13 protein-coding genes are annotated in these 13,914 nt (G+C 63.1%); 6 read left to right on the plus strand and 7 right to left on the minus strand.

What is annotated here, in order from left to right:
• The 3 genes from spoT to gmk form a co-directional block, all read right to left on the minus strand.
• Positions 1-2,112 (minus strand): bifunctional GTP diphosphokinase/guanosine-3',5'-bis pyrophosphate 3'-pyrophosphohydrolase, encoded by a 2,112-nt coding sequence (spoT, locus tag A11A3_RS09015; protein WP_008928980.1) that lies wholly within the window; start codon positions 2,110-2,112, stop codon positions 1-3.
• A 171-nt stretch (positions 2,113-2,283) separates the two neighbouring features.
• Positions 2,284-2,547, minus strand: a complete 264-nt coding sequence (rpoZ, locus tag A11A3_RS09020; protein WP_008928981.1) for a DNA-directed RNA polymerase subunit omega — start codon at positions 2,545-2,547, stop codon at positions 2,284-2,286.
• 195 nt (positions 2,548-2,742) lie between these two features.
• On the minus strand, positions 2,743-3,366 hold the full coding sequence (gmk, locus tag A11A3_RS09025) for a guanylate kinase (RefSeq protein WP_008928982.1): 624 nt from the start codon (positions 3,364-3,366) through the stop codon (positions 2,743-2,745).
• Between the two features lie 109 nt (positions 3,367-3,475).
• On the opposite strand from gmk, the gene ilvD reads away from it, so the two are divergent.
• The 3 genes from ilvD to A11A3_RS09040 all read left to right on the plus strand — a co-directional run bounded on the left by ilvD (position 3,476) and on the right by A11A3_RS09040 (position 6,853).
• The gene (gene ilvD, locus A11A3_RS09030; RefSeq protein WP_008928983.1) at positions 3,476-5,173 is read left to right on the plus strand and encodes a dihydroxy-acid dehydratase; all 1,698 of its coding nucleotides are present in this window, start codon (positions 3,476-3,478) and stop codon (positions 5,171-5,173) included.
• Between the two features lie 112 nt (positions 5,174-5,285).
• A complete protein-coding gene (doeB, locus tag A11A3_RS09035) occupies positions 5,286-6,275 on the plus strand; it encodes a N(2)-acetyl-L-2,4-diaminobutanoate deacetylase DoeB (protein WP_008928984.1) in 990 nt (329 codons plus the stop codon).
• Positions 6,276-6,394: 119 nt separating this feature from the next.
• Complete coding sequence (locus tag A11A3_RS09040) at positions 6,395-6,853, plus strand: hypothetical protein (RefSeq protein ID WP_008928985.1); 459 nt, start codon at positions 6,395-6,397, stop codon at positions 6,851-6,853.
• A 37-nt stretch (positions 6,854-6,890) separates the two neighbouring features.
• On the opposite strand, the gene A11A3_RS09045 is transcribed toward A11A3_RS09040, so the two are convergent.
• Positions 6,891-7,754, minus strand: a complete 864-nt coding sequence (locus A11A3_RS09045) for a YicC/YloC family endoribonuclease (RefSeq protein WP_008928986.1) — start codon at positions 7,752-7,754, stop codon at positions 6,891-6,893.
• A 143-nt stretch (positions 7,755-7,897) separates the two neighbouring features.
• Here A11A3_RS09045 and rph point away from each other — a divergent pair, with 143 nt between their 5' ends.
• Genes rph through A11A3_RS09060 form a run of 3 tightly spaced genes read left to right on the plus strand, consistent with a single transcriptional unit; the run spans position 7,898 to position 9,934 of the window.
• On the plus strand, positions 7,898-8,614 hold the full coding sequence (rph, locus tag A11A3_RS09050; RefSeq protein ID WP_008928987.1) for a ribonuclease PH: 717 nt from the start codon (positions 7,898-7,900) through the stop codon (positions 8,612-8,614).
• A gap of 10 nt (positions 8,615-8,624) precedes the next feature.
• A complete protein-coding gene (gene pyrE, locus A11A3_RS09055) occupies positions 8,625-9,287 on the plus strand; it encodes an orotate phosphoribosyltransferase (protein WP_008928988.1) in 663 nt (220 codons plus the stop codon).
• A 2-nt stretch (positions 9,288-9,289) separates the two neighbouring features.
• Positions 9,290-9,934, plus strand: coding sequence for a hypothetical protein (locus A11A3_RS09060; RefSeq protein ID WP_008928989.1), 645 nt, complete (start codon positions 9,290-9,292; stop codon positions 9,932-9,934).
• Positions 9,935-9,953: 19 nt separating this feature from the next.
• Here A11A3_RS09060 and slmA read toward each other — a convergent pair whose 3' ends face one another.
• From slmA to A11A3_RS18155, 3 genes are read right to left on the minus strand one after another with little or no spacing between them, the layout of a single operon-like run.
• Positions 9,954-10,538, minus strand: a complete 585-nt coding sequence (gene slmA, locus A11A3_RS09065; RefSeq protein ID WP_008928990.1) for a nucleoid occlusion factor SlmA — start codon at positions 10,536-10,538, stop codon at positions 9,954-9,956.
• Positions 10,539-10,588: 50 nt separating this feature from the next.
• Positions 10,589-11,488: an acetylglutamate kinase gene (gene argB, locus A11A3_RS09070; protein ID WP_008928991.1), complete on the minus strand. Its 900-nt coding sequence runs from the start codon at positions 11,486-11,488 to the stop codon at positions 10,589-10,591.
• Positions 11,489-11,504: 16 nt separating this feature from the next.
• A complete protein-coding gene (locus A11A3_RS18155; protein WP_008928992.1) occupies positions 11,505-13,907 on the minus strand; it encodes a phosphomannomutase/phosphoglucomutase in 2,403 nt (800 codons plus the stop codon).
• Positions 13,908-13,914: the final 7 nt, after the last annotated feature.

Raw genomic sequence — 13,914 nt, forward strand, 5'->3', positions numbered from 1 at the left:
TTACAGCCGATGAATGCGAACGATGCTGTCCAGGGTGCGCAGTTTCTTGATGATGCGGGCCAGCTGGATACGGTCGCGTACCGACATGGTGACATTGAGGGTGGTCAGGGTCGGATCTTTCTCGGCCATGTCGATGGTGTCGATGTTGGAGCCCAGCTCCGAGACGCTGTTGGCCAGGGTGGCCAGCACGCCGCGTTTGTTGATCATCTCGATGCGCAGGGCGGCGGTGAATTCCTGCTCCACCTGTTTGTCCCAGCTCAGGGCGATGCACTTCTCCGGCGCGTTACGCATTTCCGCCAGCAGGTTCTTGCAGGTGTCGCGGTGCACCACGATGCCGCGCCCGGCGCTCAGGTGGCCGATGATGGTGTCACCGGGTAGCGGGTGGCAGCACTTGGCATAGCTGACCATCAGGCCCTCACTGCCGCGGATCGCCAGCGGGCGGCGATCGTCTTCGTGGGAGCGCTCGTCATCCTCGCGGGCGCCGGCCAGCTTGCGTGCCACCAGCGGGGCCAGGCGGTTACCCATGCCGATGTCTTCCAGCAGGTCATCCAGTTGGGCGTAACCGTTGCCGGCCAGTTCGCTTACCACCCGTTCAATGGGCAGCTCGTCCATGCCCACTTCGTAGGCATGCAGGGCCTTTTCCAGTAGCCGTTCGCCCAGTTCCACCGCGTCCTCGCGGCGCTGCTGCTTGAGGAAGTGGCGGATGTTGGAGCGCGCCTTGCCGGTGACCACGAAGTTGAGCCAGGCCGGGTTGGGAGTGGCGCTGGGCGCGGTGATGATCTTCACCGTCTGGCCGGATTCCAGCGGCGTGGACAGTGCCGCCAGCTTGCCATCGATGCGCGCGGCCACGCACTTGTTGCCCACCTTGGTATGCACCGCGTAGGCGAAATCCACCGGCGTGGCGCCCACCGGCAGCTCCTTGATGTCGCCCTTGGGGGTGAACACATAGGCCTCGTCCGGGAACAGGTCCACCTTGACGTTCTCGATGAACTCCATGGAGTTGCCGGCTTTCTGCTGCAGCTCCAGCAGCCGTTGCATCCAGCTCTGGGTGCGACTGTGGGTGGGCGAGCCGGGTTCGTCGTCGGCCTTGTAGAGCCAGTGGGCGGCGATGCCGTTGTTGGCCATGGCCTCCATTTCCTCGGTGCGGATCTGCATTTCCAGGGGAATGCCGGAGCGCGCCTTGAGGGTGGTGTGCAGCGACTGGTAGCCGTTGGCCTTGGGAATGGCGATGTAGTCCTTGAAGCGGTTGGGGATCGGTGTGAAGTAGTTATGCACCGCGCCCAGTACCCGGTAGCAGGTGTCCACCCGGTCGACGATGATACGAAAGCCGAACACATCCATGATGTCGGAGAACGGTTTGTGCTGCTCCTTCATCTTGGTATAGATGCTGTACAGGTGTTTCTCGCGCCCCAACACCCGCGCCTCGATGCCTTCCTCTTCCAGGCAATGTTCCAGGCTGGTCTTGATGGTGGTGAGGATTTCCTTGCGGTTGCCCCGGGCCTTCTTCACCGCCTGGCCGATTAGCCGGGCGCGCATGGGATAGATGGCGTGGAAGGCCAGGTCCTCGTATTCCACCCGCATGTTGTACATGCCCAGCCGGAAGGCGATGGGGGCGTACAGTTCCAGGGTTTCGGTGGCGATGCGGCGGCGCTTTTCTGCGCGCATCACATGCAGGGTGCGCATGTTGTGCAGGCGGTCGGCGAGCTTGATCAGGATGACGCGGATGTCCCGGGTCATGGCCAGCATCATCTTGCGCAGGTTTTCCGCCTGCTGCTCGGCCTTGGACTCGAACTTGATCTGGGCGATCTTGGAGACGCCGTCCACCAGCTCGGCCACTTCCTCACTGAACTCGGTGGCCAGCTGTTCCTTGGTGATGCCGGTATCCTCGATCACATCGTGCAGCATGGCGGCCATCAGGGAGGCATGGTCCATGTGCATGTCGGTGAGGATATTGGCGACGGCCAGCGGGTGGGTGATGTAAGGGTCGCCGGTGCGACGGTATTGCCCCTCGTGGGCCTGCTCGGCAAACCGGTACGCGCGAACGACCTGGGCGATCTGTTCGTCGTCCAGATAACTGCGAAGCCGTTTTTCCAGGTTATGGATGGTGGGCAAAAGTCCTCGTCACGCCCCGGGGCGAATAGCGGTTACGTTAGCTTTAGCTTAGATTTGGCCGCAGGTTTTGTCTATGACAAGAATGACGGGCAAGCGCGCTGAACGCTTGAAAAGGCAGGGAAAAATCAGATCAGCGAGGCCGGGCGGCCTCGCTGCGCAACAGCCGGGCGCTTATTCGCCGAAGGACTGGGTCAGCAGGGCCAGCTCATCCACGTCGGCACTGCGGTCGGCCACCGGGTTGTCCACGGACTCGGCGGTCACATGGCCTTCGGCGATTTCGCGCAGGGCGACCACGGTGGGCTTGTCGTTTTCCCAGGCCACACGCGGCTCCTTACCGCCGGTTTGCAGCTGACGGGCGCGCTTGCCGGCGACCAGTACCAGCTCAAAACGGTTATCCAGCTTTTCCAGACAATCTTCTACGGTAACTCGGGCCATGCTGTTCTCCTACAGGGTGGCGTCGCCGCAAGGGCCACGCCCAAAATTCGCAAGGGGAGCGATTTTACTGGCGAATCGCTGACCAGTCCAGCGGCCAACTGCCCGCAGGGCAGAAATCCTGCGGGGCGCCGCCGCTCGGATACGGTACTGGCGGAGATGGGCTAATGCCCATTTCCGCCCTGCGGGCGTGTGTGTTCAGTGCTTGGCGAGCAGATTCGCCAGCACGCCGGCCAGCCGGGCAGACTGGCGGGCAGTGACCAGCCGGCGGGCCTCGACGATGGCGCTGAGCTCATGCAGGGCGCGCTGGAAGTTGTCGTTGACCACCAGGTAATCGAACTCGCCATAGTGGCTCATTTCTTCCTGGGCGCCGTCCAGGCGCTGCTGGATCACGGTTTCGTCGTCGGTTTCACGGCCGCGCAGGCGGTCTGCCAGTACCTCCAGTGACGGTGGCAGGATAAAGATGCTGACCGCCTCGGGTAGTTGTTTGCGGATCTGGGCGGCGCCCTGCCAGTCGATTTCCAGAATCACGTCGTCACCGCCGCGCAGGGTCTGGGCCACCCAGTCGGCACTGGTACCATAGAGGTTACCGAATACCTCGGCATGCTCCAGAAAACGGCCCTTTTCCACCTGCCGCACGAATTCATCACGGCCGATGAAGTGGTAGTTGACGCCTTCCTCTTCGCCGGGGCGCATGGCCCGGGTGGTGTGGGAAATGGAGATGCGTACCCGTTCCACGGCCTCGACCAGCGCGGCCACCAGGCTGGTCTTGCCGGCACCGGACGGGGCGGAAATGATGTAGAGGGTGCCTTTGTCGGCCATAGGAAAGGGTGTCCTGTTCGAGCGGGTGGAGATGCCGATGGTAAAGCGCGCATTATAGAGGCAAAGGGTCCGGGACGTCATATGCGCCGCCGCTGACAGAGGAGGAATCATGACCGACAGCCAGGATAATTCACGCCGCCGCCATTCATCCAAAGTGGTGGACGGCCCGGGCAAATCCGCCAGCCGGGCCATGTTGCGGGCGGTGGGCTTTACCGATGAGGATTTTCAAAAGCCCCAGGTGGGCATTGCCTCCACCTGGAGTCAGGTGACGCCCTGCAACAGCCACATCGGTGAGCTGGCGGAGCGCGCCTGTGAAGGGGCCGACGGCGCCGGCGGCAAGGGGGTGGTGTTCAATACCATTACCATCTCCGACGGCATCGCCAATGGCACCGAAGGGATGAAGTATTCGCTGGTGTCCCGGGAGGTGATTGCCGATTCCATCGAGACGGTGGCCGGCTGCGAGGGGTTTGATGGCCTGGTGGCCATTGGTGGCTGCGACAAGAACATGCCCGGCTGTCTGATCGGCCTGGCGCGACTCAATCGTCCCAGCCTCTTTGTCTATGGCGGCACCATCATGCCCGGCAAGGGGCACACCGATATCGTGTCCGTGTTCGAGGCCATGGGCGCCCACTCCCGCGGCGACATGGACCTGATCGAACTCAAGCAGATCGAAGAAACCGCCATTCCCGGGCCGGGTTCCTGTGGCGGCATGTACACCGCCAACACCATGGCGTCCGCCATCGAGGCTCTGGGCATGAGCCTGCCGGGCAGCTCGGCGCAGAATGCCGTGTCCCGGGACAAACGCGACGATTGCGTGCGCGCCGGTGCAGCAGTGCTTAACCTGCTGGAACAGGACATCAAGCCGTCCGACATCATGACCCGCCAGGCCTTCGAGAACGCCATCACCGTGGTGATCGCCCTGGGCGGCTCTACCAATGCGGTGCTGCATCTGCTGGCCATGGCTCGGACCGTGGGCGTGCCGCTGTCATTGCAGGATTTCACCGACATTGGCAAGCGCGTGCCGGTGCTGGCGGATCTGCGTCCCAGTGGCAAGTACATGATGAGCGAGCTGGTGGCCATTGGCGGTATCCAGCCGTTGATGAAGATTCTGCTGGATGCGGGCCTGCTGCACGGTGACTGCCTCACGGTCACCGGCCGCACCCTGGCGGAGAACCTGACCGGGGTGGCTCCTTACCCCGTTGGGCAGGACATTATCGCGCCGCTGGATGCGCCGCTGAAGGCGGACAGCCATCTGCGCATCCTCTACGGTAACCTGGCGCCGGGCGGCGCCGTGGCCAAGATCACCGGCAAGGAGGGCACCCACTTTACCGGCTCGGCCCGGGTGTTCGGTTCCGAGGAAGAGGCCCAGGCACGCATCAATGACGGCACCGTGGTGGCCGGGGATGTGGTGGTGATTCGCTACGAAGGGCCACGCGGTGGGCCGGGCATGCGGGAAATGCTGACACCGACCTCGGCCATCATGGGGCGTGGCTTGGGTAATGAGGTCGCGTTGATCACCGACGGGCGCTTCTCGGGAGGCAGTCACGGTTTCGTGGTCGGGCATGTGACCCCGGAAGCTTTCGACGGTGGCCCGCTGGCGCTGCTGGAAAACGGCGACATGATCACCATCGACGCCGAAGCCAACACTATTTCCGTGGACCTGTCCGACGACGAGCTGGATCGCCGCCGGGCCCGCTGGCAGCAACCCCCGCCCCGCTATACCCGCGGGGTGCTGGCCAAATATGCCCGCCTGGTGGGGCCGGCCAGTGAGGGGGCAGTGACCGATGAGACTGAATCGCCCCGGTAGCGGCCAGGCTGCAAATTCCGCTGTTCGTACCGCCGACAAGGCGCGCATGATAGCGATAGCACCGGGGCGCGAATGCGCCCCCCCAACGTTCAACTGGACTCGATACCCTTTTATGCAGGACAGCCCCATCAGCGCCAGCGTGGATTTTGACCGTGATGGCGTTCAGCACGGCTTTCTCAAACTGCCCCATTCCCATGATGATTCGGCCTGGGGCAATGTAATGATTCCCATCACGGTGATTCGCCATGGCGACGGGCCCACGGCCCTGCTCACCGGCGGCAACCATGGCGATGAGTATGAAGGCACCACGGCGCTACTGAAGCTGGCCAACCGTCTACAGGCGGATGACATCACCGGGCGGGTGATTGTGGTGCCGATGATGAACCACCCGGCGGCCCTCAACGGCAGCCGCACTTCACCGCTGGATGGCGGCAATCTCAATCGCTGTTTCCCAGGCAACCCGGCGGGCACGCTCACCGAAAAGATCGCCGACTACTTTACCCGTTACCTGGTGCCGATCAGCGATGTGGTGCTGGACATGCACTCCGGCGGCCGCACTCTTGATCTGCTGCCCTTCGCCGCCACCCATCGCATGACCGACCGGGCGTTCGAGGCCCGTTGCCTGGCCGGCGCCACCGCCTTCGGCGCGCCTTACACCCTGTTTATGGCGGAGCTGGAAGGCAATGTGCTGTTCGATTCCGTGGTGGAGGGCCAGGGCAAGGTATTTATCAGCACCGAGCTGCGTGGCGGCGGCACCACCACGCCACAGAGTGTGGCGCTGGCCGAACGCGGCGTGGACAACGTACTGCGGTTTGCCGGCATTCTTCCCGGTGAGCCGGTGGCGGTCGTGTCACAGGCGCTGGAAATCCCGCACAGTGATTACTACCGTGTCAGTGAGCATGACGGCCTGCTGGAGTTTGCCGTGGCCCTGGGTGACAGCGTCAAGGCCGGCCAGGAAATCGCCCGTGTGCACAGCATGGTGCGCACCGGCGAAGCGCCGCATATTTACCGGTCCCCCTGCGACGGCATCCTGCTGGGCCGCCGGCACCCGGCCCGGGTCAGTATCGGTGATACCTTCGCGGTGCTGGCGGTGCCACGCTAGCCATGGGGCGGCCATTTCATGATGCAGGTCATGGCTGCCCGTTGGACATGCACGGATACTGCCCATGATGTCGATGGGGTAAGACGCCCAGGATTGACAGGAACAGGGAGGAAGGCACTGTGAATGTGGAGACAATCGCGGATGTGATTCACTGGTCCCGTGAGGTACATCGCCAACTGGCAGAGTGCATGGAGCGGGGCTGGCAGGAAGAAAGCCGCGAGCGGGTGCGCATGCTGATGGCCTACATCAGTGATCACGAGCGCCGCCTGGATGCGGTGCTCAAGGCCTCTGAAGCGGATGCCGGTCGCGGCACCCTCAATACCTGGTTCTATGATTACGTTCAGGCGAACCCGGAGGCCATGAAAATGACCTGTAGCCTGGACGGCCACACCGCCGACACCAACAGCCTGCTGGCGTACGTGCTGGAAATGCACGAAGTGCTGATCCGGCTGTATCGCTATCTGGCGGGCCGGGCGCACGTGGAAACCGTGCGCGAGGAGCTGGATGCCCTGTTGTCCCTGGAAGAACACGAGGCCATGCGCATGGCCCGGGATGCCCAGCGGCTGGATGACTTGTAGGCCGGTGGCCCCGCGCGGATGACGCGGGGCGGGTGGGTTATTCGATATTCTGGATCTGTTCGCGCATCTGCTCGATCAGCACCTTTAGTTCTACCGCGGCGGCGGTGGTTTCGCTGTCCACCGACTTGCTGGCCAGGGTATTGGCTTCGCGGTTGAGTTCCTGCATCAGGAAGTCCAGGCGCCGGCCGATATGGCCCCCTTTCTTGAGGATGCGGCGTACCTCGGTGACGTGGGTTGCCAGGCGGTCCAGCTCCTCGTCCACGTCCATCTTCTGGGCCAGCAACACCAGCTCCTGCTCCAGACGATCCGGGTCCGGGGTGTCCAGCACGTCCTTGACGCGATTGCGCAGGCGCTCGCGCAGGGCGTCCTTGATGCGTGGCAGGGCGCTGCGCACGATGGCCACCTGGTCGGTGATGCCATCCAGCCGATCTTCAATCAGCTTGCCCAGTTGTTCGCCTTCCCGGGCGCGGGTGTCGAGCAGGGCGGTGAGCGTTTCATCCAGCAGGCTGAGGGCCTCGCTGTGCAGTTGTTCGGCATCCAGTTCACGGGTGCTGAGTACGCCCGGGTAGCGCAGGATTTCCATCGGGTTGACCTGGCCGGGATGTTGCACCAGGTCGCCCACGCGGCGGGAGACGTCGGACAGCTGTTTGACCAGTTCTTCGTTGAGCTCCAGGGCGGCATCGGCGTTGTCTTGCTGCAGGCGCAAGGTGACTTCCACCTTGCCGCGCGCCAGGGCCTGGCGGCAGCGTTCACGCACGGCGTTTTCCAGGGCGCGCACGGACTCCGGCAGGCGCGGGCTCACTTCCAGGTAGCGGTGGTTCACGGATTTGATTTCCCAGGCCAGGCTGTAGCCCTCCAGGTGGCGATCGGTCCGGGCAAAGGCCGTCATACTGCGAATCATGGTGGAACCTCGGCTTGGTCTAGAGGCGCCTAGTGTAGGGGCTGCCGGCAGGATTTTCATCCGTGGCGCAGGAAACGCGCAGACCCGGGCCTGCCTTTGCTACAATGGCGGCCCTTTTACGCGATCAGCAGCAAGGAGTTTTCATGCGTCCATCCGGCCGAGCCCCCGATCAACTGCGGGATATCAGCTTTACCCGCAACTATACCGTCCACGCCGAGGGCAGCGTGCTGGTGGCCTTTGGCGATACCAAGGTGCTGTGCACTGCCTCCGTGGAAGAGGGCGTGCCGCGCTTTCTCAAGGGCAAGGGCCAGGGCTGGATTACCGCCGAGTACGGCATGCTGCCCCGGTCCACCCACACCCGTTCCGGTCGTGAAGCCTCCCGCGGCAAGCAGGGCGGGCGGACCCTGGAGATCCAGCGTCTGATCGGCCGCTCCCTGCGTGCGGCGGTGGACATGAAGAAGCTCGGCGAGCAGACCATTTACCTGGATTGCGACGTGCTGCAGGCCGATGGCGGCACCCGTACCGCCTCCATTTCCGGTGCCTGTGTGGCGTTGGTGGATGCCTTCACCCATCTGCTGGAGAAGGGCCGCATCAAGGAAGACCCGCTCAATGGCCTGGTGGGCTCGGTGTCCGTGGGCATGTACAAGGACCAGCCGGTGCTGGATCTGGACTATGCCGAGGATTCCAACGCCGGCACCGACATGAACGTGGTGATGACCCAGCACGGTGGCTTCATCGAGATTCAGGGCTCCGCGGAGGGCGCGCCGTTCACCCGTGAGCAGTCCGATGCCCTGCTGGGCCTGGCGGAAGGCGGCATTGGCGAGATCATCCGCAAGCAGCAGGAAGCCCTGGGCTGGTAAGGACGGCATCATGAAGAACTACAAGAAGCACTTTTTGCGGTTTGCCCAGGAGCGCGAGGCGCTCAAGTTCGGTGAGTTCTCGCTCAAGTCCGGGCGCGTCAGCCCTTATTTTTTCAATGCCGGCACCTTTCACACCGGTGAAGCCCTGGCCCGTCTTGGCCGCTATTATGCGGACGCCATCGTGGCGTCCGGCCAGCAGTTCGATATGCTGTTCGGGCCGGCCTACAAGGGCATTCCCCTGGTTGCCGCCGTGGCGGTGGCGCTGGCCGAGCATCATGGCCGTGATATGCCCTGGGCGTTCAATCGCAAGGAAGCGAAAGACCATGGCGAAGGGGGCTGGCTGGTGGGCGCGCCGCTGCAGGGGCGCGTACTGGTCATCGATGATGTCATAACCGCCGGCACGGCGATCCGCGAGGTAGCTGCGCTATTCGATAATACCGAAGCGCGCATGGCCGGTGTGATGGTGGCGCTGGATCGACAGGAATGTGCCAAGGAGCCCTCTGCCACTGGTAAAGGGCTGTCGGCCATTCAGGAGGTCGAACGTAGTCTGGGGGTGCCGGTGGGCAGTATCGTCACCATGGCGGATATTATCGAGTGGCTCCGGGAGCAGGATGATGGGGACCAGGCGCTGGAAGGCATGCGCCGGTACCGGGAGCGCTATGGAGTAGAATAACAATGAACAAAGCAGTGTTGGCGGTGCTGGTCCTGCTGTTACCGGGGTTGGTGCTGGCACAGAAGCCCGGTTCCCGGGCGGATGACAGAATTCCTGACGGGGCGTATTTCCGTTACACCACGCCGGATGGCGTGGTGCACATGGAGCGGACCCTCAGTGACGGGGCCATCTACAACGGCTATGAACTGCTTGATGAGCAGGGGCGGGTACTGGACGAGGTGGAGGCGGCGCCCTATGAGACCGAGGCCCAGCGCCAGGCGCGTATGGAAAAGATGCGTTCCCTGCGTCGTCAGCACGAGCAGGACGAGGAACTGCAACGGCTCTATGCCGGGCCGGAGGATGCGGTGCGGGCCCGGGATCGCAAGGTGCAGGCGCTCAAGCTGAAGATCAGCTACGCGGAGAATACGCTGGCCCAGCTGGAGAAGAAGCGCGATGACGAGGTCGCCATCGCCGCGCGTAATGAGCGCGCCGGTCGTGATGTGCCGGAGACCACCCAGGACGCCATCCACCGCTTTGAGCGTCAGATTGAGCGCACGCGGGAAGAAATCAACGAGTACCAGGATGATATTGACCGGGTCGGCAAGGAATACGCGCCGATCATTGATCGGCTCAAGGTGCTGGCGGACCAACACGACGGCCAGTCCTGACCGCCGCCGTTGTCCTGGCCTAGCGAAACAGGGTCGGCTCGATCAGCTGCCACTGTTCCTGCCAGTCCTGCCCCGGGCGTTGCTTGAACCCGGAGCGCACAAACTGGGCGATACGCCCTTCCACCACGGCCAGTAGCAGGTTGGCGGTAATCGTCGGGCTGGCCTGGGTGCGCAGGCCTTCCTTGAATTCCGCATCGCGCAGTACCTGTTTGAGCTGGCTTTCCACCCGATCGTAAAACTGCTGGATACGCTGGTGCAGGCGTTCGTTCTCGCCGGTCAGGGCGTCGCCGGTTAGCAGGCGGGTAATGCCCGGGTTGCGTTCGGTGAAGGCCAGCATCAGTGTCAGGATCTGTTCCGCCTGGGCGGAGGCGGTGCCTTCCTCGGTAATGCGGTTGATGCGCGAGAAGATGGCGTCCTCAATGAAGTTGATCAGCCCTTCGAACATTTTCGCCTTGCTGGGGAAGTGGCGATAGAGCGCCGCTTCCGAGACCCCCACTTCCCGGGCCAGGCCGGCGGTGGTGATGCGCCCGCCGGGCTCAGCCTCCAGCATGTGGGCCAGCGCTTGCAGAATCTGCTCCTTGCGCGAGGGTTTGTTGTCGGTCATGCCTTGTCGTTCCCGTAGCCAATGGTGGGCACCCTGTGGGTGCCCTGTTTTTAGTTTTTGGTGATCAGGGTGCCGATGCCGCGGTCGGTAAGAATTTCCAGCAAGACCGCATGGGAAACCCGGCCATCGATGATATGGGCGCTGTGCACGCCGTTCTGTACCGCCTCCAGGGCGCAGCCGATCTTGGGCAGCATGCCGCCGAAGATGGTGCCGTCCTTGATCAGGGCGTTGACGCGCTCGGCGCTCAGGCCGGTGAGCACCTTGCCGCTCTTGTCCTTGAGGCCGGCCACATTGGTCAGCAGGATGAGCTTTTCCGCGCGCAGCACTTCGGCCACCTTGCCGGCCACCAGGTCGGCATTGATGTTGTAGCTGACACCGTCGTCATCCACGCCGATGGGGGCAATCACCGGAATGAAGTCACTGCCGCCCAGCAGGTCGATGATTTTGGTATCGATGCCCTGGACTTCGCCCACATGGCCGATATCGATGATTTCCGAGGCCTGTAGCTCGGGGCTTTCCTCATCGCTGGCCCGGAGCCGCATCTTGCGGGCGCGAATCAGCCGGCCGTCCTTGCCGGTCAGACCGATGGCCTGGCCGCCGTTGTGCTGGATCAGGTTGACGATGTCCTTGTTGACCAGGCCGCCCAGCACCATCTGCACCACGTCCATGGTTTCCCGGTCGGTGACGCGCATGCCCTGCACGAATTTCGATTCCTTGCCCAGGCGTTGCAGCAGGTCGCCGATCTGCGGCCCGCCACCATGGACGATGACCGGGTGGATGCCCACTTGTTTCATCATCACCACATCGCGCGCGAAGCTGTTTTTCAGCTCCTCGTTTTCCATGGCATTGCCGCCGTATTTGATCACCACGGTGGAGCCCGCGAAGCGCTGAATATAGGGCAGGGCTTCGATTAGAATCCGGGCGGTGTCATGTGCGCTGTTGGCGTCCATCGGTTGTCAGTCTCCGCTAGAAAGGTAGTTTCAGGCTGTCATCCACAGCCAGAAGGTGATTGTGGAACTGGGTCTGCACCCGTTGCAGGGCCTCTTCGTCGCGCCCTTCGAAGCGGGCCACCAGTACCGGGGTGGTGTTGGAGGCGCGTACCAGCCCCCAGCCGTCCGGGAAATCCACCCGCAGGCCGTCGATGGTGGTGGCACGGCCACCGCTGAACTGTTCCGCCCGTTTGCTGAGTGCGTCCACCAGGTCGAACTTGGTTTCGTCACTCACCGGGATCTGGATTTCCGGCGTGGTCAGGCCGGTCTGCAGGGCGGCGAACACCTGGTCGGCATCATCGTCCTGCAGTGACAGGATTTCCAGCAGGCGGGCGCCGGCATAAATGCCATCATCAAAGCCGAACCAGCGGTCGGCAAAGAAGATATGGCCGCTCATTTCGCCGGCCAGGGGCGCACCGCTCTCCTTCATCTTGGCCTTGATCAGTGAATGACCGGTCTTGTACATCAGGGGGCGGCCGCCGCATTTGCGAATCAGTGACGGCAGGGCGCGGCTGCATTTCACATCAAACAGGATATCGGCGCCCGGCGTGCGGCCCAGCAGATCACGGGCAAACAGCATCATCAGCCGGTCCGGCCAGATGATTTCCCCCTGCGGGGTCACCACGGCCACCCGGTCGCCGTCGCCGTCGAAGGCCAGGCCCAGATCCAGCTTTTCCTGCTGTACGGTGCGGATCAGCTCGGCCAGGTTCTCCGGCTTGCTGGGGTCGGGATGATGGTTGGGGAAGTTGCCATCCACTTCACTGTAAAGCGGTGTGACTTCGCAGCCCAGCTCGGCAAAGATGCGCGGGCCCAGGTTGCCGGTAATGCCGTTGCCGCAGTCCACGGCAATCTTGAGGGGGCGTGCCAGCACGATGTCATTGATGATATCGCCCACATAACGGTCGCTGATATCCCGCTCTTCTTCCTTGCCCTGGCCGCTGCTGAATTGTTTGTCCTTGATGCGCTGGTGCAAGGCAAGAATACGGTCGCCATGCAGGGTGTCATCACTGATGACGATCTTGAGGCCGTTGTCCCGGGCCGGGTTGTGGCTGCCGGTAACGCAAATACCGGTCTGGCTTTCCAGTACCTTGGTCGCGTAGTAGAGCACCGGCGTGGGGACGTCGCCGATATTGATCACATCACGGCCGGATTCCAGCAGCCCCTTGACCAGAGAACGGCTCAGTTCCGGGCTGGAAAGGCGGCCGTCGCGGGCCACGATGACGCTCTGCTGACCGGCCTCCCCGGCTTCTGTGCCGATGGCGCGGCCCAGCAGGTAGGCGGTATGGGCGGTGAAGGTGTCACCGGCCACGCCACGAATATCGTAGGCGCGGAAAATGCCTTCCGGAATGGCTTCCTCCGGGCTTTCATCCACCAGCAACAGGCCGTCGTCCTGATCATCCACCACCATGGCTTCCTCGGTGCGGGTATTGACCGGGGGGCGTTTGACGGCACCGCCGCCGTGGCTGCGCAGCTGGCCGGCCAGCTTGGCCTGGGCCTGGGTCACCTGACCAAAGACCGGGAAGTGCAGGCGGTTACGTGCGGTCACATCGGCACGCTTGCTCAGCTCCTTGCAGTAGTTGATCAGCTCGGCGGCATCCTGACGCAGCACGCGGCCCAGACGCAGACCCATGACATAGGTGGTGATCAGAATGATCAGCACGCCGGCGCCGATGGCGCCAGCCACGATCAGGATGTCACTGCCCGGGGTGCTGCGGGTAATCTGTACGCTCAGGCCGTCGGCGGACGCGCTGGCCCGGCTGTTGCCACCATGGGCCTGGCCAAGCTGGTAAATGCGATTGCCGCCGTCACTGACGGTCATGGCGCTGCCGGTGGGCAGGTTGTGCGTCAGTTGCGCTTTCAGGGGCGCCAGTGACTGGCTGAACAGGATGCTACCCTGGCCGTTGGCGGTGGGGCGGGCCATCAGCAGACTGGGGTTCTTGCCGGCACTGATGACAGCTTTGGGGGTCTTGCCCAGACGGCTGTCGTTGAGCAGCTCCTGGGCCAGGTAGCTGTACTGGCTGATGGCCTGGTCATTGTTGGGCACCACATCCACGGTGGCACCGGGCAACCACTGGTCGCGGTAGCGCTTCAGGGTATCGGTGTCATCGGTGAGGGCGTGGTTGAGATCCGGGCGATTGGCCAGTAGTGCCAGTTGTTGCCGGCTGCGCTCCAGCCAGTCATTGATGGTGGCCAGCTGGCTGTCCGCCAGCTGACGCGCCAGGGCCTGCTGTTGCTGGCTGGCACTGATCTGGCTCTGGTACCAGTACAGGCCACCGCTGCTCAGCAGCACCGCCACGATGGCCGCGGCCATCATCGGCAGCAGCAACTTGAGGGCGCTGTCGTCCTTGTTACTGGCCGGTTTGTTGTTGTTTTTACCCATGTTTCCC

It is taken from the genome of Alcanivorax hongdengensis A-11-3, from assembly GCF_000300995.1.
In the GTDB taxonomy this organism is placed as follows: Bacteria; Pseudomonadota; Gammaproteobacteria; order Pseudomonadales; family Alcanivoracaceae; genus Alcanivorax; species Alcanivorax hongdengensis.

Excerpts from the sequence above, each read along its gene's own strand:
- slmA (WP_008928990.1), bottom strand. The coding sequence starts at position 10,538 with ATGACCGACAACAAACCCTCGCGCAAGGAGCAGATTCTGCAAGCGCTG.
- gmk (WP_008928982.1), bottom strand. The coding sequence starts at position 3,366 with ATGGCCGACAAAGGCACCCTCTACATCATTTCCGCCCCGTCCGGTGCC.
- rpoZ (WP_008928981.1), bottom strand. The coding sequence starts at position 2,547 with ATGGCCCGAGTTACCGTAGAAGATTGTCTGGAAAAGCTGGATAACCGT.
- pyrE (WP_008928988.1), top strand. The coding sequence starts at position 8,625 with ATGAAGAACTACAAGAAGCACTTTTTGCGGTTTGCCCAGGAGCGCGAG.
- rph (WP_008928987.1), top strand. The coding sequence starts at position 7,898 with ATGCGTCCATCCGGCCGAGCCCCCGATCAACTGCGGGATATCAGCTTT.
- A11A3_RS09045 (WP_008928986.1), bottom strand. The coding sequence starts at position 7,754 with ATGATTCGCAGTATGACGGCCTTTGCCCGGACCGATCGCCACCTGGAG.
- argB (WP_008928991.1), bottom strand. The coding sequence starts at position 11,488 with ATGGACGCCAACAGCGCACATGACACCGCCCGGATTCTAATCGAAGCC.
- doeB (WP_008928984.1), top strand. The coding sequence starts at position 5,286 with ATGCAGGACAGCCCCATCAGCGCCAGCGTGGATTTTGACCGTGATGGC.
- ilvD (WP_008928983.1), top strand. The coding sequence starts at position 3,476 with ATGACCGACAGCCAGGATAATTCACGCCGCCGCCATTCATCCAAAGTG.
- A11A3_RS18155 (WP_008928992.1), bottom strand. The coding sequence starts at position 13,907 with ATGGGTAAAAACAACAACAAACCGGCCAGTAACAAGGACGACAGCGCC.
- A11A3_RS09060 (WP_008928989.1), top strand. The coding sequence starts at position 9,290 with ATGAACAAAGCAGTGTTGGCGGTGCTGGTCCTGCTGTTACCGGGGTTG.